Here is a 16933-nt window from a genome sequence, read left to right on the forward strand (position 1 = left end):
GACCTTCTGATCGGGGGTCCTCCACGAGCTGCGCGGAGGACCCCCGATCCCGTTACGGGCCCTACCAGCTCCCGCTGAGTGTCGGCGTGGAGGTCTGCTGGAGCGAGTTGTCCGCCGCGCAGCGAGCGCCGCCACCTGCGGTGAAGGGGAGCCCCGCGATCGTTCCCGACTGCGTCGTCGCGCCAGCGGATCGGGTCCACTGGTAGACGGTGTCGCCGCTCAGCCAGTTCACGGCCCCGGTGAGGGTGGTGTTGGTGCCGAAGGTGTTGTTAGGCGTCTGGACGCGGCCGATGGCGTTGGTGATCGTCGTGTTCGTGGAGGCGAAGTAGATGCCGCGCTGCCCCCCGTTTCGCTGGAGGAAGATCGAGGTCGCAGCCGGGAGGCTCGCCGGTGCGACAGGCTTGGAGAAGGTGATCGTCGCCTGGTCGCCCGCGCCGATCGTGCCGGCGACGCCGCCGTTGGTGAGTGCGATCGAGAGGACGCGGAAGTTCTGCCAGTCGGTGATCGCGGCCGGGCTGGAGTAGCTGCCGTTCGTCGCGCCGACGCCCGGCCTGATGCGATACTCGACGCTCGCGCCGTTGGCGTGCATGGTGGAATCGGTGTAGGTCGCCGCGGCCTGGTTGGTGGCGAGCGTCGTCCAGGCACCTCCGTTGACGCGGCGCTCGACGTCGTAGTTGTTCGCGCCAGGGGCGGCGGTCCAGCCGATGCTCGAGATGCTGCAGGGGTTGGTCGCCGAGAGGCTCGTAACGGGACCGATGAGCGAGCAGATGAGCTGGTTGGAGGTCGCACTCGAGGCGCTCGTCCATGACGTGCCCGTGATCAGGCTCGTGAGCCGGTAGTCGAGCTGGCCGATCGCATACGGGCCGGTGTCGGTGAAGCTCGTGACGTTCCCGGTGGAGGCGCTGCGGATGATCCAGGGGCCGCCGTTCGAGCGGCTCTCGAGCCGGTAGCTGGTGGCGCCGGGGACCGCGGTCCAGGAGACCGCGACGTTGACGCACGGACCGCCGGGGGTCGAGGCGGTGACGTTGGCCGAGGGGGCGAGGACCAGAGCCTGGGCGCCGGTCCCCGGATTGGAGGTCGAGGCGCTCCAGGCGGCGACCAGGCCGGCGGCGCCGCCGATGAGGAAGGCGATCATGACGAGGACGATGGCGCCGGCGTAGCGGCGGGGACGGGGCGCGCTGGACCTCACGGTCGCGTGCTCCCGCCTGAGCGCCAGATCGCATGCAGGGCACCGCCGAGCAGGAGCAGAACCGGGATCACCAGGAACGCGATCCGGCCCGGGCCGCTCTGGAGCGCCGTCATCGCCGTCCCGGCGTAGGGCACGCTCAGGAACTCGCGCCAGCCGGTCCCGGAGGCGTAGATGACCGGGGCCGCATCGGCGACGGGGTTGGCGTCGCCCTTGGTCGTGAAGGCCCGGCCGTTCTGGTCATCCGCGATCGCCGAGACGCGATGGGTGACGCGCGCCCCGCCGTTCTCTGGCGTGCGGGTGAAGGTGATCACGTCGCCGACCATGATCTGCTCGACCGGGACGGGACGGATGAAGCTGAGCGAACCGAGGGGGATGCGGGGTTCCATGCTCGGTCCCTGGATGACCACCGTCCGGTAGCCGAGCGCGTGGGTGCCGAGAGTCGCCGCGCCGAGGGCGAGCCCGAGGGCGACGGCGAGAAAGAGCGCGAGGCTGCGCATCATCCGCATGGCGGTCAGCCCCGCGGCACGCGCGGCCCTCCTCGGGGGCAGAGGTGGTGATGCATGACTGAGGGGGCTCGTTTGAGCCCCCTCGCCATGATTCGTTTCGGTCGGTGGGACCGTCATCACCCAGGGACTACTGGGCCGCGTCCCAGACCAGACGGAACGAGCCGACCTTGCCCTGATCGGCGTTGGTCGAGGCGGTCACCAGCTCCCAGCTCACGTTGAAGGTGTGAGCCTCGCCGGCGGGCCACAGGGCGCCACCAGCGGCGTTCGCGAGCGGCAGCGCCGTCAGGTTCGCGTCCCAGGCGCCGCGCGAAGCACACGGGCCGGCAGCGGCGACGGGGTAGTAGCAGTAGTCGCGTGCGGCGTCGTGGATGCTGAGGCGCAGGCTGGACTCGATGCCCGACGTGGAGAGCTGGTCCTGCGTCAGCGAGACGGCCATCGGGATCGAGCCGGCGTTGGTCAGCTCGACCGTGTCAGAGCCGGAGTCCCCCGGAGCGACGTTGGCGGCGGTGAAGACGGCGAGGCCGTCCTTGTCGTTGGTCAGGTCCAGGGTGCCCGCGGTGACGGTGTTCCCGGGGTTGGTGGTCTGGTCACTCCATGCCGCGAGGCTGCCGAGGGTGATTGCAGCACCCGCGGAGCCCACAGCGAGGAGTGTGAGGGCGAGACGGCGGTATGAAGACAGTGACTTCAAGCTCAACACATCCTTCCTGGCGCGATGTCGCGCGATTGGGTTGATGTCGATTCAAGCGGGCGCACGTCAGATACCGACGTTTCATGCGAGTGGCAGGGGCCCAGATCATCGAAACTAACCGTCCGGTCAGTGTCTGCGCGCTGAGCTCCATGAACCGCGACCGCGCCCGGCCAACGCGAGAATGGCTCGGCCGAGGTGCCTGACACCTAGCGTGGGTCGATGACATCCTCACGAATCGCGCTGCTGCGCCTCGTCGCGCTCGCCGGTCTGGCGCTCGCCGGTCTCACCCTGTTCGCCACACCCGCCCTCTCGGCGAACTCGGTGTCGCTGAACCGCGCGCCGGCCCCGCCTCAGGCGGTCCTCAATGACGGGGCGAACCAGGTGACCTACAACTACTCGATCACCTTCGACTCGACCCCGGATGAGTACACGGTCGAGGTGCTGAACCCGTCCGGCGTCGCGGTCCAGTTCGACACCTTCCCGGCCTCCGGGGCGAGCTCACCGATCGTCGGCAACGGGGCCTACACGATCCCCGCCGGCGCCACGCCCGGCAACTGGAACGTGAGGATCAGCTACTACTCGAACGTCCAGCTGGAGGCGAGTGCGCTCGTGAGCTTCAACGTCACCGACGCCGTCGGGACGCTCGCGATCCAGAAGTTCGACGACCTGAACGGCAACGGGCAGCGCGAGGCGGGGGAGCCCGGAGTCAGCAACTGGCCGATCAGGCTGATCGGCCCGACCGGCCTCTCCTCGGTCCAGCGCGACTTCGCCACCGGCGCCGACGGCTCGTTGGTGATCAGCAGCCTCCTCGTGGGCGAGTATCAGGTCCAGGAGGGGACGATGGCCGGCTGGATCGCCATCGGCCCGACCTCCCTGACCCGGTCGGTGAGCTCGGGTCAGACGACCAGCGCGGTCTTCGCCAACGCCCGCCTGGGTGAGATCTGCGGATTCGCCTACCGCGACGTCAACGAGAACGGCGTCCGCGACCCGCAGGAGCTCACCCCGGTCCCCCAGACGACGATCACGCTCTCGGGTGCGGCGGCCGGCTCGGTGGTCACAGGCGCCGACGGTCGCTACTGCTTCGGTTCGCTTCCCCCGGGTGTCTACCGCGTCGCCGCGAACGGCCCGGTGGGTCTCATCAGCTCCGGCGACGCCGACGGCCCGGCCAACGGCCGCGCCCTGATCGGTCCGCTGACGCTGCTCTCCGGCGCGCGGATCATCGACCAGGACTTCGGATTCCGCCCGCCGGCCGCGGTGATCGCCCTGACCAAGAAGGCCTCGAAGCCGAGCGTGAAGGCCGGCGCGGTCGTCACGTTCACCATGCGCGTCCGCAACACCTCCACCTCGATCGCGCGGGATGTGGTGGTCAGCGACCCGATCCCGGCCGGGGTCAGCATCTCCAAGCTCGGGGGAGCGCGCCTGATCCGCGGTGAGCTCGTCTGGCGTGTCGGGAACCTGGCTCCCGGCGCGGGCCGCACCGTCAGCTTCCGCGCGAAGACCGATCGCTCCGGGGGCGTCAAGCGCGTCCTGAACATCGCCGAGGCTGAGGCCTCGAACGCCGCCCGGGTGCGCGCGAGCGCGCCGGTGCGAATCATCCAGACCCGGATCATCGCCCGCCCGGTCCCGGTGACCCGATGAGCGGCCGTATCCTCTGGCTCGGTCCGCTCCGGCGTGCCGCCCTCGGACTCGTGCTGATTGCCGCGGCGATCGGGATGGCCCTCATCGGCCCGATCCCCTCGGCCGATGGCGCGACGGCGCGTCCGCCCGCTCCGAAGGGGACCGAGATCGCCCGGGTGCTCGTTCCGCTGAGCGCGACCTCGGCGCCGGGCGCCGGCCGGGTGCGGATGAAGCTCACCCCCACCGGCGGCTACACCTCCTCGGCGACCAAGCTCGCCGTCACGGCCCACCGGGTCGTGCGCGGGCGCGAGTACCTGCAGGTCATCCTCCCGATGCGCCCCAACGGCTCTCGTGGCTGGATCCCGGCAGATCTCGTCCGTCTCCACCGGACGACCTGGAGCGTGCATGTGCGCGTGTCCACCCGGACGATCGAGATCCGTCGCGGCGGCCGCCTCATCAAGCGCAGCCCGGTCGTGGTCGGCAAGCCCTCCACGCCGACGCCCTACGGCACCTTCGCGGTCCGTGAGATCGTGCGTCAGCCCGGCAACGGCGGCTTCTACGGCCCCTGGGTCCTGACGCTGACCGCCTACTCGAACGTCCTCGAGAGGTTCGCCGGGGGACCGGGCCTCGTCGCGATCCACGGCCGCGGTGGAGCGGCGTTGAGCGACCCCCTCGGCTCGGCTCGATCGCACGGTTGCATCCGCATCCCCAACGGGATCGTGACCTTCCTGGCGAAGAACCTCGAAGCCGGCGTGCCGGTCCGCGTCACGCGCTAGGGGAACGAGAAGCGGGCGGTGGTGCTCCCACCGCCCGCTAGGATGCCGCCCATCGCGCGTACTCGCGCCTCACAGGAGCGGATAATGCTGACAAGGCACCCCTTGGTGCTTTCCCTCGTCGTGCTCACGATCGCCGCGTCAGCGGCGTGCGGCGGATCCGACGACTCATCGACACCCGCGGCGCCCTCATCCGGGGGTGGTAACACCGCCTTCGGCGTCGACATCAGCGCGTACCGGATCATCGAGTCGGACGGCTCGGCGGAGTTCGGATGCGAGGCGGGGGAGTGGGGGGTCTTCGAGGGCGACGCCACCGAGCAGATCACCTGTGGTGCGACCGAGCACATCGCCGAGGCCCTGGCCGCCGAGCGCGCCTCCGACGAGGAGTTGCCGGTGGAGCTGCTCGATGCGCGCGATGTGCTGATGGACGCCCGCGATGTGGTCCAGCGCGTCGTCGCGAGCGGCGAGGAGATCACGCCCGACTCCCTGCAGGCCGAGAGCGAGGCCACTGGCACCGAGAGCATCCGGTTCGCGGTCGAGAACTCGCCGGTGCCGGGCCCGGAGCGCCCGACGTTCTTCCCTCTCGTCACCCTCGCGGAGGCTGACGGTGAGTACACCCTGAGCACCTTCCCGCCGGCCGATGGCTCGAACCGCTACGTGGACACGCCGGGTGTCGGGGGCGACGGCGCGATGTGGATCACCTGGGACGAGGCGGACCCGGTGGGCGAGGGTCGCTGCGACAACGGCGTGCGCCAGCGCGACGAGTGGTGTGAGCTGTCTGCCGAGGATGTCGACGGCGACACGGCCAATCAGGACTTCATCTGGACGCCGACCGCGCCCTGAGGGATGTCAGGGGCCCCCGACCAGCTGCTGGTCGGGGCCGATCGCCTCGATGATCCAGGGAACGTGGGCGCAGCGCCTGAGCAGCTCTCGGTGGCTGTTCAGGTCCGTCCTCTCCAACACCCGATGATGGCCGTCGTCTCCGATCGATGAGAGGTGGACCTGCCGCAGCCTCGGGCCATGACGGGAGAGGATCCCGTCGCCCGTCCCGAGGGGATCCTCCAGCGTGCTCAGGTGGGCGAGGTCGAGACAGAGGCCGGCGTGCGGGAGCGCCGCGAACCAGTCCGCGAGCTCGTCCGCGTCGCTGAAGCCCGGGCGCCGGCCGTCGAGGTTCTCGATCACGAGGGTCTGGCCGAAGACACCCCAGCGTTCGGGCTCCTCGATGACATCGGGGTGGACGATCACCGGGGCGCCACGCAGCAGCGACTGGAGCCGGCGCAGGCGGTCGATGCGCTCCGCCTCATCGAGGGCTCCGAGGTCCTTTGCCGGCGCGTGGAGGGAGGCGTGGATGGCGATGGCCGGGGGATCGTCGCGCAGGGACCGCTCGAGCCCCTCGAGCTCATGGGCGGACAGGCAGGAGTACTCGCCGATGAGGGGGTTCACCGCCGCCATCAGTCCTCGCAGCCGTGTCCAGTCGCCGCGCGCATCGGTGAACGCCCCGCTCGAGACTCCGACGCGTCGGCCGCCTCGCCGTAGCAGCTGGCAGCCAGGGTGGTGTGAGGGGGACTGGCCGGAGGGTCTCATCGCAGCGAGGGTAGGTGCGAAGGCTCCTCGTCCGCGAGGCTTTGCCGAAGCTTCAGGCGGCGAAGCCCGACTCGCGCAGGAGATCGGCAAGAGCGGACTCGGGGGCTGGCGCCGCGCACGCTCCCGATGTCTCATCGCGCTCGATCCGCCATTCGCGCTCGCGCCAGCGGTGGATCATGAGCAGCCGGGTGGCCCCGGGCTGCTCGAAGGTGGACCCGTAGAGGAACTTCAGATGGGTGATGCGGGCGCCGGAGATCCTCACCGGACGCTCGAAGACGATCGTGTCGCCGCGCCGCACCCGGGGGAGGGCCTTCATACGCTCCAGATGGGCGGTGCAGCGCGCCCGCCACCGCTCGACGACCCTGGCCTGCCCGGGCGCGTGGATGACCTCGGGAGGGTCGAGCAGCGCGAGGATGCGGGCCGGGCACTTGGCGGGCGAGTGGAAGGATGAACCCTCGATGGAGATGGTGTAGTCCATGTCGCGGTAGTGCTTGTGCCACTGGAGGCGGGCGACCAGGCAGACGACGACATCGCCGCCTCCCTCGGTCGGCGCGCGGTAGGCGATGTAGGAGTCACGGAGGTTCGGGCTCGCACAGTCGACGACCTCGCCGGGCAGATCATCGAGGGCGGCCGAGAGCACCGACCGGTTCGTCTCATCGGCATCACGCCAGATGCGACCGCTGCGCTGGAGGTCCCGGAACGGTGCGGTGATCACGAGGTCACGCTACGACGGAAACGATCAGATGCCGCGCCCGCGGCGCATCAGGCCGGCGACCGAGCGGGGGGAGCCACCCGCAGGGACCGCGGGCCGGTGTGCGTGGGCGCGAGGGTCGAGGGCGATCTGCCCGTCGCGGATCCTCAGGGCGTCCAGGCTCGTGATCGGCCGAGCATCCCCCTCGAGGAAGGCCATCGCGGCGCGGATGCGTAGGTACTCATCCTCGCGGCCGGTGAGGTCGACCCCCTGGACACGGTGCAGAGGGGCGATCGCGACGCGCTCGCGCAGGCAGTCAGGGCAGGCCAGGCGCATCTGATCGGGGTCGAGGGTACCGAGGCGGTCCAGTTCCCAGGTTGCCCCGCGATGGTCGCATCCCGCGCTCGGCAACTTCAGGGCGTCGGAGCCGGAAGGGGTCTTGATGTTGCTCATGAGGGCGGTGCGATCGCTCGCCCACAGGTGCTGTATGGGAGCGTTCCTTCCCCTGCCCACCTCACTCAGGCGGACGAGGTGGGGCTTACCCGTCCCCGAGGAGACGCGCAGGCTGACCTGAAGTTTCAGGCTCGTCTCGACGACGGCGCTGACGCCGGCCAGATCGGTGGCGATGAAGTCGGCCAGGGCGTCCTTGCGCGCGCGCAGGCCGATGATCCGTGGAGAATCACCGACAAGCTCGGCGTCGGTCCTCCAACTGTCGGGGTGCCGGAGGACGGCGTGGAGGCGCTGGATGATCTGCTCGCGGCTCGTGGCCGGCGTTTCGACGGTCCGCGGCTTGCGCAGGCCGAACAGGGCCTCCGCACGGTCGCCGCAGAGGCGACGGGTCTCGTAGTCGAAAACGGTGTCGGCGATCAGTCCTGCATCGAGATCGAGCCAGGTCTGTGAGGGCAGGCTGCCCTTTCCTAGGAACCCCTCGAAGATGGCCAGGCGACGGGCTGCGCTGAGGGTCATGGGCTGCGGGTCCTCGGCCGTCGGCCGCAGGGAGCGCCGCAGTTCGAGTGCTCGGGAGATGTCGTCGTTGATCAGTGCGAGTCGGATGCCGATGCCGACGCGCTCCTCGGCCGAGTTCGCGAAGGCCTGGGCGCGACGGATCGCGGCACCGGCATCCCCGCCGGAGATTCGGCCCGTGGTCGCCTCGCGACCCTCGTAGGGGCTGGCGTAGCTCTCGAGCGCCTCCCGCGCCGCGGCGGCGGGATCGTAGTTCTCGGGGAAGGTCCGCTCGCTTGGCGCGGCGAGGGTGCGTCGCCGGTTTCGCAGGCCGAATGAGTCGCGCCCGCTTGATCCCCGTCCCATACCTCTCAATATGCGCCATCGAAGGGCTTATGACGCGGTCCTGCGTCAGATTCTCGAGTGTGTTTTCAGTGCGTGATCCGACCCCGGCCGATGGTGGCCTCAGGCGAGCGGGAAGGCCTCGATGCGGAGGTTCGGGAGGCGGGCGCTGACGCGCTCGAGAACCGCCCGGCGGTGGCAGCGGTCGAGGGAGGGGCACATGCACATGACCACGACCCGCTCGATGGCGAGCACCTCGACCAGTCGATCGAGCGTTGGGGCCGCCGTCTGCTCGAGGTGCTCGCCGAGCGCGGCAATCGCGCCCTCGTGGTCGGCCTGCCAGCGGTCGGCCAGGTGATCGGCAGCACCAAGGGCCGGCACCGAGGCGTAGCGCAGCCCCGCGGCGGTGATCTCCTGCTCGAGGCCGGCGCGATCGTAGCCGGGTCGCTGCGAGCGCGGGCGCCGGCGCACGTCGAGCACCAGCGTGATGCCGGCGGTGCTCAGCTGGGAGGCCAGGTCTGCCGGGGAGCGGGTGCGCTGATAGCCGACATGCCAGAGGATCGGTTCCATGCCGGAGAGGGTAGGCGCGGGCCCGACCGGCGGGGGCCGAACCCTCATCGCGGGGCACGCCGGCTCAGGGGGGGGCTGCGACCGGCATGGCCGTCGCGCAGTCCCGACTCGCTCGCCCCAGATGCCAGGGCGTGATCAGACTTCAGCCGGTGGCGGCCTGGTAGTTCCCGAGGACCTCGGCCGCAGACAGAGCCCGGCTGTAGATCGCGACCTCGTCGATGTTGCCGCGGATGCGGTCGCCCGAGTTCGGGCTCGCCGGGTCGGCCCCGATCCGGGTCGGAGTGTTGCCGTTGGTGGTGCCGAGGTTCGGGTTGTCGCTGGTGCCGACGAGAATCCCGTTCAGGTAGATCGACAGGATGTTGCCCTGGCGGGTTCCGACGATGTGGTACCACTGGTTCGGGAGCATCGTCGCCGCGCCGATCAGAGTCGTCCCGTCCTCGGCCCAGAGCAGCGGCCGGTCTCCGTCGACCCAGAGAGCCCCGGCCTCACGGGCTCCACCGACAGCCTTCGGGTCGGTCAGGACAGGCGCGTTGACCCAGGCCTCGAAGGTCCAGTCTCCGGTCCTGATGCCGAGCTCGTTGGCGGTCGGGCCTGCGATGTAGCCGCCGTTGAAGAAGAGTGAGCCGCCGGGGACGACCCCGATCGCGGAGTTGCTGACACTCCCGCCGGCGACGTTGCCGTCGAATCCATTTCCGGAGATGTCCGCGATCTCGCCGCCGACGATGTTCATCGGCCAGTAGAGCCCCGGGCCGCGCGATGCGATGACCTGGGCGTAGGTCGGCGGAGCTGCGCCGATCACGACCTGCTCGGTGTGGACGTCGGCACCGGCGCGGTCATCGGTGGCCCTGACCGAGACCTGGCGGGCGCCGGCGGTCGGGTAGGCGTGGACGACGGTCTCGCCGGTCCCGTCATCGAAGGCGCCGTCGCCGTCGAGGTCCCACTCGATCAGCGTCAGGTCCCCATCGAGGTCGACGGACGCGTTGGTGAAGGTGACGTTGCGGGTCGCCTGCGGGGCGGCCGGCATGTAGGAGAAGTCGGCCTGGGGGAGGACGTTCGGCGCCGGCGGTGAGCACTGGGTCGAGCGGCTGACCACGGGCTGGCGGTCCCCGAGGGCCTGGAGCCTCCACACCTCGCCGGTTGCCGCCTTCACGAAGAGGGTCAGTGTCTGGTCGTCGGTGCGGTCCTCATCGACCAGGATGCGGGTGTCGAGAGCCGGCCCTCCATCGAAGGGGCAGACACCGCTGACCACATCGAGGTTGGTCTCACCCGAGCTGTAGGAGGCGAGGGCGGTCGGGGCGGAGTAGGCCTGCCCGGCGAGACTGAAGGCGCGGTCGTGGCGCGCCGAGTTCCAGACCGAGTAGAGATGCGCCTTGGCCCGGGTCGTCTCCGCCTGCTCGGTCACGCCGAGGTACATCGAGACACCCTGGCTTGCGAGCAGCATGATCACACTGATCGTCGTGAGCAGCTCGATGAGCGTGAAGCCGCGGCGGGAGCGGCGATGGAGGCGGCGCATACCCAGGGTCTAGGGCGCCCCGGAGAGGCACGCCCCTTTCTGACGGATTGCAGGCCGAATGGGGAGGGCGAGCCGTCCCCGGGTGCGGGCGTGGCCCGCCGGCGCTCGAGCGGGGGATGAGTCCGTCCGGGCGAAGGTTCCTCGGTGAGCTCAGGCGCGGGGCGCCTTGGCGTCGGCCCATCGCGGCTGGTCGTCCATCAGGGACAGCAGCCTGCGGGCCCGGTCGCGTGTCGTGACGGCGAGGACCTGTCGCGTGTATCCGTCGCTGCGGACGCCCCCGAGCTGCGTGATGCGCTCGTCGGCTTCCTTCTTGGTCGGGAAGATCCACGGCGACGGCGCGGTCCGCTCGCGCGGCAGGCCCTGATGGATGTAGCTCTCCAAGACGACGAAGAACCCCATCAGCATGCCCTGGTTCATGCCCTCCGAGTAGGCGTCCAGCGCCGCGTCGCGGTCCTTGAGTGGAAGCGCCCTCGCCGCGTCGAAACCCCTCAGCTCGATGAGGTCGAGTTCGCGATCGCTCAGGGGCATGCGTTCCTCCACCTTTCCCGGCGTCGTGCCGGCGCAGGGCAGGGACTGCCGCTTAGATGGCGCAACGGTGCACTAGCGAAAGGCCACCGACCGCCGCACCACAGAGCCCACCGTCGCTCCGGCCGAGAGGAATCTCACCTCGAGCACGTAGCGCCCCCTGGGGACTCGCGCCGGACGCCGGTAGCCGACGCGAACCGTCCGAGGGCCGGTGACGCGCACGGAGGCAAGGGTGATGCGCCGACCCTTACCTACGAGACGGACGACTAGCGCGCCCGCTGTAGGCAGGCGGATCCCGGTGCTGAGCCTCCGGCCGCTCACACCGACCTTCGTCAGTGCGGCGGGTGCGGAGGCCACAGTGGGACGGACGTTGGTCAGCTTCGTTTCGAAGCGCGCCAGCGGCGCGAGATCATCTTGATTCGACGCGAGCCAGCCGCAGACCATGAAGTTTCCGAGAGTGTCAAGAGTGACGGTCTTCGGGAAGGAGAACGCGCCCTCGACGCGATCGCCGGAGGCGATCCAGGTGCCCGTCTCGGACGCCGGCGTCGGTGCACACGGGGCTCCTCCCGCCGCTCGGTATGCGACGTAGAGGTAACGCGGGGCTTCGGTCTGCCCCGAGAAGGTCACCACGAACGCACGACGCAACGGCGCCAGAGCCGGAGCGGTCATGACGACGTTGGCGAGCGGAGCTCTCACGACCAGCGTCCCCGTCTGGGCGGCGAGCACGTTGAAGTCAGCGTCTCGGAGCCACCCACACAGCAGGTACGTCCCGGCAGACGAGAAGGTCTCTAGCACACTGATCCGTCGTGCTCCGGTTCCCCGCACGTTGTTGACGAGATAGCTGCCAGGATCCGCCTCAGGACTCGGAGCGCACCCTGCTCCCCCAGCGGGTCGGTACTTGACGTGGAGCCAGCTCTGAGCATCGCTTTGGACGTCCGCGCCGAACGTCGTAGCGATCTCTGCGACAGGGGTGCTCGGGATGATCGTGAAGCTCGCACCCACCGCGCTGGTCGCGCTGACCCCGACTGCGATGGCGATCACTGCGCCCGCTACCCAGGTCCGCAGACCTGATCGACTGCTCATCGCTGTTGCTCCCCTGATCGACTCATCCGCGCACCTGGGCTCGCGAGCATACTCAACCAGCCTTCGGCTGCTTGCACCTCCCCGAAAGGACAGGCTCGGAGCCGGTGAGGTGCCCCAGTGGTTCTGGCTGCGAAGTGTCTCGGAGGAGGTGCAGGCGTACGTCCGCCTTGGTGTCCGCTGAGGGCGGTATCACGGTTGAGAGAGGTGGACGCCGGAAGCCGTCGATCGGCACCCCCTGGAGAGGGTGGAGAAGGGCGCTAGCGAGGGTCAAACTGGACCGAGTCCTAGGGGTGAAAGGGCAAGGGGCGATCGGGCAAGTCGCACCGCGCCCGATTCCCGCGTCCCGCAACCCGCGAGAAGCCCTACCGGAGCCAGACGGCCTGACGCACGACGGCCCGCGGCTGGCCGGGCGCGCGCACCTCGAGCACGTAGCGTCCCGGACGCACTCGAGCCGGTCGGCGGTAGGTGATGGTGATGGTGCGAGGCCGGCCGGCGCGCGTGCTAGCGAGGCTGATGCGACGCCCCTGGCCGACCAGGATCACGTTGAGGCGCCTGCCGTTGCCTGAGCGGATCCGAACCTTGAGCGTGCGCCCATAGGCCCGAGCCGAGAGGATGCGCGGGCGGACTGTGAACGCTCTCGGGGGCGAGAGGGGCGTGCCGGCGGCCGGCGGGGCCGGGGTTTTCGGAGCTGGCTCTGAGACCACCGGCGGAGGCAGAAGTGGCCCTTCGTTCACCGGCCCGGGGAATGGGTTGCCGCCGGGTGCCGTCTCGTCACGGACGGCCGGGATGATGACCTCGATCGGCTCGCTGATCGATCCATCTGCGGCGAAGCCACGGACCGTGATGCGAACGGGCCACCAAGGATCGCGCGCGCTGCTCGCATCCGGCCCGGCGAGGTCCTCACGCAGGTTTCCGTCCACGTACCAGCGGTAGTGAGTCGCACCTGAGGCCCGCACCGTCCAGGCTGACGTCGAAACAGCCGTCGCCTCGAGGCGCACCGCCGGCGGTGCTGGTGGGTTCCTGCAGCTCTCCGCGGGACAGAGGAAGAGGCTGTCGTAGATGTTCCAGAGCCGGGAGCCGTCCCGGCCGATGATCGGTCCGTCCGGATTGAAGTAGTCGTCGCGGCCGGGGTCGATGGATCCGGTCCCGAACGGGTCCATCAGGTCTCCCTCGGCGATGTGTCCCTGATCATCTCCGTGGGGTGCGTTTCGGCCGACGGCGCCCAGCGCGTGGAAGAGCTCGTGGGTGAAGACCAAGTTGTCGGGGAAGTCGAAGCCGCCGGTGAGAGCCAGGCCGCTCCCATTCAGGGCCCGGTCCTGCGCGGGGGAGATCGGTGTCGGCTGGAACAGGGCGCTCGATCCGCCCCGCCCGCAGCACCCGATCTCGGTGACGCCGGCCCAGGTGATGAAGGGGGTCCTCCCGATCCGCTGCCTGAGTTCGGCGTACACAGTGGCGAGGTCGGGGTAACCCGCCTGCGGTCCGAGCACGATCTCGACGATGTCGACATGGCTGCTCGAGCAGGCGCCTGCGCCGGTGCGCACCCGGATGCCCTTGCGGCCACCGCTGGCCTCGAGGATGTCCTCTTCGCTATACCGCACTACGTCTTGAATCAGGGCGCCCATCCGGGCTCGATCCGGGACGACGTCCGCAGGGCGCGCGTAGAAGAGCTGGATCGTGGGTGCACCCGCCCGCTCCTCGGCGGGCGCGAACGAGCGCATCTGCCCGCACCAGTCCTCGGCGAGGGGCGCTGAGGTGGCCCTGTCGGCCGCTCCCGGAGCGATGAGCGCACCGCAGGCAACCAGCACGCAGAGCAGAGCCCCCCTGCGCGATCGCAGGCCTACCGGTGGGGCGCTCGCGCCTGCCGGCGATGACGAATGGAGAGCGATCATCCTTGTCCTGACGTCTAGCGGGTCAGGGTCCGGGTGACGCTTGCGCGAGCGCCGCCTGCCCGCACCTTCACGCTCAGTCGCCCGGCCGTGACGCCGCGCAGACGCACCGACCAGCGCCCACGGACCACCCGGACGAGCGTTCCGCCCGTGGTAGTGGCTGAGCAGCGCGCCGCACGGCTCCGCTGGCCCGTGGTGAGCGAACGGCACACGCCGCCCGAGACCCGGAGGAGCGCCACGACCCGAACCGAGGAGACCCCCACTGCGGTGCCACGCAGGACCTTCCACCCGGGCGCCCGCCCGCGCTGAGCGCGGCACCTGGCGGCCGAAGCTCGGGGCGCGCAGGCCCTCTGGGTGATGGTCACCCGAGGCCGCGGGCTCGCAGTGGGACCTTGCACGTTCCGTCCTGGCGGCGCGGGGACTGCGGGAACGGGTGCGACCGGTCCGGGCGCGAAGATGGGGGCGGGGGCCGCCTTGCACGCATCGCCGACGCCGTCGCGGTCAGAGTCGGCCTGGTCGGGGTTGGCCAGGACCGCGCAGTTGTCAGTCGAGTCGGGAACCCCGTCGTCGTCCACGTCCCCGAGATCACCCGGGAGGGTCGGCGGCGTGGCGGCGAGGGCGCAGTGCGCGCCGGTCTGGGCTCCCCACGGCCCCGGCTCCTGACCAGGGTTCGGAATCGTGGGGCAGTTGTCCGCCTCGTTGGCCACTCCATCGCGGTCGGCGTCCGCGGCAGGGCCGTCCAGGGGGCTCGGGTCGCACGCATCCGCCAGGCGGTCGCCGTCGATATCGGGTCCGACGGTGCAGTTGGCAGGCACCTGGACCGAGTAGGGCACGCTACCGAGGAAGCGTCCATCGACGGTCCACGCCTCGAGCCGGTGCGCGCCGGGAGCAGCGCCCACCGGCACTCTGAAATCGATGCGGGTGCTGCCTCGCACGGTGACGCGCGCGACCTCGGTCGGAAGGGAGAAGTTCGCGACGACCACCTGCGTCCCGTCTGGCAGATCCTGCAAGCTCGCAGGCACATTTGAGGACCAGGCGACCACCCGACCATCAGGGCCGGTGAGGGCGCGGATGTAGCCAGTCGCCGCGGGCGTCGGCCGCGGCAGGCCAGGCGGTGGGTTGCGCTCGGTGAAGATGCGCCCGCTGGTCACCCAGGCCAAACGGAATGCCTGGGCCCACGAGTCCCAGCCAGTCCGGTTCGGGTGGAAGCTCTCGGGGATCCCGGGCCAGGCGCGGTAGGAGTGGAACCACTCATTGCCGTTGCCGGCGAAGGCGCCGCGACCGGCCAGCCACTCGAGCGGACGGTTCTCGTACACGACGCCTGCCTGCTCGGCGGCTGATTCCTGGGACCCGAGCAGCCGGGGAAGGAGCTGGTCGCTGATCCAGCGGCATTCGGCGCCGCTGAAGCCGAGGGTGGATTCGCGGCTGACCGCCGTTCCCTGGACGGTCGTGATCGTGTTGTCGGGGCCGCGGCGCGTCTCGGCTCTGCAGCTCTCCGGAGGCGCCGCGGGGTTCGGCAAACCGCTCAGGATCACGAGCGGCTCGGCCCCGTTGTGGGTGCCGGCCTGCTTGATCTCGCGCAGTGTCGCGGTGATCTTCGCCTCGGCGTCGGCGGCGCGCGCGAGCCAGTGCTGCTGCCGTGCGGGACTCGAGCAGTCGGAGCGGGTGCATTCGATGATCAACTCACTGAGACCGGCATCCACGCCCAGGTCGTTGCCTCCAACCGACACCAGGACGATGTCCGCTCCCCCGAGGGCGCGGAGCCTGGCGATCTGAGGGGGCTGCCCGTTCTCGGTGACGGCCCTGCGCAGATCCTCGGTCTTGGCGCCGCTGCAGGCGAGGAAGTGGATGGTGTCGGCGAACGTCTCCACTGACTGGTAGGCCCAGCTGTGCTCGCTCCGGTGGCACGATCCACTGGCGCCGTAGTCCCCTGCGCCCTCCCCGGAGATGTAGGAGTCGCCGAGGATGGCGACCTCCACATCGTTGTCGCAGTTGAGGTCCCCTGCCCGCCGCGGCCCGTAGGGGCACCGGCCGAAGGGGGGCTCGCCCGCCACCACCTGGACCTGGACCGGCAGGTGTTCGAGAAGGGTCGTGGTTCCGAACGTCAGGCCGCCGGTCAGGGTATAGCCCTCACAGATCGCCGTGACCGTGATCTGGGAGCCGGGGGCCTGGCTGTCCGGCACGGCGATGGTGAACCCATTCGGCCGGTCGTCGATGCGAACGCGCTCGATGCGATTGCCGCCGGCAAGCCCCTGGATCCGGAGTGCCATACGGTCCTCGCCGGTCAGCCGCGGGCAGGGCGCCGGCCCGAGCGGCGCCCCGCTCAGGACCCTCACGGACCCGCCGGGCACGACGGTGGTCTGGGCAACCTGGGTGGAACGCGCCGGTCCGGTGACCGTGTAGGGGACCGCATCCGAGGTCCAGACCACCCGCGTGGTCCGCGGGGGGCCGGCGCTCACCACGACGCACTCGAGACGCACGCTGTGCGGTCCGGTCGCCGCGGTGGTGACGGTCGGGAAGAGCGCCCGCCGAGCGGTCCCGGTTGCGTCTTGCCAGGTAAGTCGTTGAACGCCGTCCACGTAGCCACGCAGCTCGGAACTCTGGTCGCCGGTATCCGCCGGGCAGTCTTCGTCGGTGACGAGGGTGAACCCGAACCCGGCGGGTCCTTCGGTCGGCCCGATCGTCGAGATCCCGAACGCCTGCCCGGCGCCGGGGGCGAGGAGCAGAGCGCCGACCAAAACGATCATCAGCGCGCGCGACGCAGATCGCAGGTTCCCGGTGTCGAGCGAAGTGTGCATCCGCGCAGCCCTCGCGTCATGGCGACTCAGGCACTGCGCCTGTCCCCGCGATGTCAGAGTGGTTCGACACTCTCTGCGCGGCCCCTCATCGTCGCCACTAGCCGAACGGGTGGTTCTTCCGCTCCGCATGCCCCAGGGCCGGCCATCCCTGCGCGCTGCGCGGATCTCGGTCCCCTCCGTCGCCGCCCCTCATGGACCGGCGCGTGGGCCGGTGGTCCCTAGCCTC

The 16933-nt window shown here is 70.2% G+C and carries 15 protein-coding genes; 3 read left to right on the forward strand and 12 right to left on the reverse strand.

What is annotated here, in order from left to right:
* Positions 1 to 61: 61 nt before the first annotated feature.
* From IU369_RS20460 to IU369_RS20470, 3 genes are all read right to left on the reverse strand, one after another.
* Positions 62 to 1189 carry a phage tail protein gene (locus IU369_RS20460; protein WP_217925085.1) on the reverse strand — a complete coding sequence of 376 codons (1128 nt, stop codon included), beginning with the start codon at positions 1187 to 1189 and terminating at the stop codon, positions 62 to 64.
* Complete coding sequence (locus IU369_RS20465) at positions 1186 to 1689, reverse strand: signal peptidase I (RefSeq protein ID WP_217925086.1); 504 nt, start codon at positions 1687 to 1689, stop codon at positions 1186 to 1188. The genes IU369_RS20460 and IU369_RS20465 overlap by 4 nt, the downstream gene beginning before the upstream one ends.
* Before the next feature lie 133 nt (positions 1690 to 1822).
* A complete protein-coding gene (locus IU369_RS20470; protein WP_217925087.1) occupies positions 1823 to 2389 on the reverse strand; it encodes a TasA family protein in 567 nt (188 codons plus the stop codon).
* A gap of 213 nt (positions 2390 to 2602) precedes the next feature.
* On the opposite strand from IU369_RS20470, the gene IU369_RS20475 reads away from it, so the two are divergent.
* From IU369_RS20475 to IU369_RS20485, 3 genes are read left to right on the forward strand one after another with little or no spacing between them, the layout of a single operon-like run.
* A complete protein-coding gene (locus tag IU369_RS20475) occupies positions 2603 to 4021 on the forward strand; it encodes an SdrD B-like domain-containing protein (RefSeq protein ID WP_217925088.1) in 1419 nt (472 codons plus the stop codon).
* The gene (locus IU369_RS20480) at positions 4018 to 4776 is read left to right on the forward strand and encodes a L,D-transpeptidase (RefSeq protein WP_217925089.1); all 759 of its coding nucleotides are present in this window, start codon (positions 4018 to 4020) and stop codon (positions 4774 to 4776) included. Before IU369_RS20475 ends, IU369_RS20480 begins: the two co-directional genes overlap by 4 nt.
* A gap of 42 nt (positions 4777 to 4818) precedes the next feature.
* Positions 4819 to 5616 (forward strand): hypothetical protein, encoded by a 798-nt coding sequence (locus IU369_RS20485; RefSeq protein ID WP_217925090.1) that lies wholly within the window; start codon positions 4819 to 4821, stop codon positions 5614 to 5616.
* A gap of 6 nt (positions 5617 to 5622) precedes the next feature.
* Here the strand turns inward: IU369_RS20485 and IU369_RS20490 are convergent, their stop codons facing one another.
* The 9 genes from IU369_RS20490 to IU369_RS20530 all read right to left on the reverse strand — a co-directional run bounded on the left by IU369_RS20490 (position 5623) and on the right by IU369_RS20530 (position 16707).
* Positions 5623 to 6216, reverse strand: coding sequence for a sugar phosphate isomerase/epimerase (locus IU369_RS20490; protein WP_217925091.1), 594 nt, complete (start codon positions 6214 to 6216; stop codon positions 5623 to 5625).
* A 193-nt stretch (positions 6217 to 6409) separates the two neighbouring features.
* The gene (locus IU369_RS20495; RefSeq protein ID WP_217925092.1) at positions 6410 to 7072 is read right to left on the reverse strand and encodes a hypothetical protein; all 663 of its coding nucleotides are present in this window, start codon (positions 7070 to 7072) and stop codon (positions 6410 to 6412) included.
* A gap of 24 nt (positions 7073 to 7096) precedes the next feature.
* Positions 7097 to 8356, reverse strand: a complete 1260-nt coding sequence (locus IU369_RS20500) for a hypothetical protein (protein WP_217925093.1) — start codon at positions 8354 to 8356, stop codon at positions 7097 to 7099.
* Between the two features lie 99 nt (positions 8357 to 8455).
* The gene (locus IU369_RS20505) at positions 8456 to 8902 is read right to left on the reverse strand and encodes a DUF488 domain-containing protein (protein WP_217925094.1); all 447 of its coding nucleotides are present in this window, start codon (positions 8900 to 8902) and stop codon (positions 8456 to 8458) included.
* 142 nt (positions 8903 to 9044) lie between these two features.
* Entirely contained in the window at positions 9045 to 10415 is a 1371-nt protein-coding gene (locus IU369_RS20510) for a LamG-like jellyroll fold domain-containing protein (protein ID WP_217925095.1), read from the reverse strand.
* A gap of 150 nt (positions 10416 to 10565) precedes the next feature.
* A complete protein-coding gene (locus tag IU369_RS20515) occupies positions 10566 to 10943 on the reverse strand; it encodes a hypothetical protein (protein WP_217925096.1) in 378 nt (125 codons plus the stop codon).
* Between the two features lie 72 nt (positions 10944 to 11015).
* Positions 11016 to 11981 (reverse strand): hypothetical protein, encoded by a 966-nt coding sequence (locus IU369_RS20520; RefSeq protein WP_217925097.1) that lies wholly within the window; start codon positions 11979 to 11981, stop codon positions 11016 to 11018.
* Positions 11982 to 12385: 404 nt separating this feature from the next.
* Positions 12386 to 13741: a hypothetical protein gene (locus IU369_RS20525; RefSeq protein ID WP_217925098.1), complete on the reverse strand. Its 1356-nt coding sequence runs from the start codon at positions 13739 to 13741 to the stop codon at positions 12386 to 12388.
* 185 nt (positions 13742 to 13926) lie between these two features.
* Complete coding sequence (locus IU369_RS20530; protein WP_217925099.1) at positions 13927 to 16707, reverse strand: GDSL-type esterase/lipase family protein; 2781 nt, start codon at positions 16705 to 16707, stop codon at positions 13927 to 13929.
* Between the last annotated feature and the right edge of the window lie 226 nt (positions 16708 to 16933).

The organism is Miltoncostaea oceani, assembly GCF_018141545.1.
In the GTDB taxonomy this organism is placed as follows: domain Bacteria; phylum Actinomycetota; class Thermoleophilia; order Miltoncostaeales; family Miltoncostaeaceae; genus Miltoncostaea; species Miltoncostaea oceani.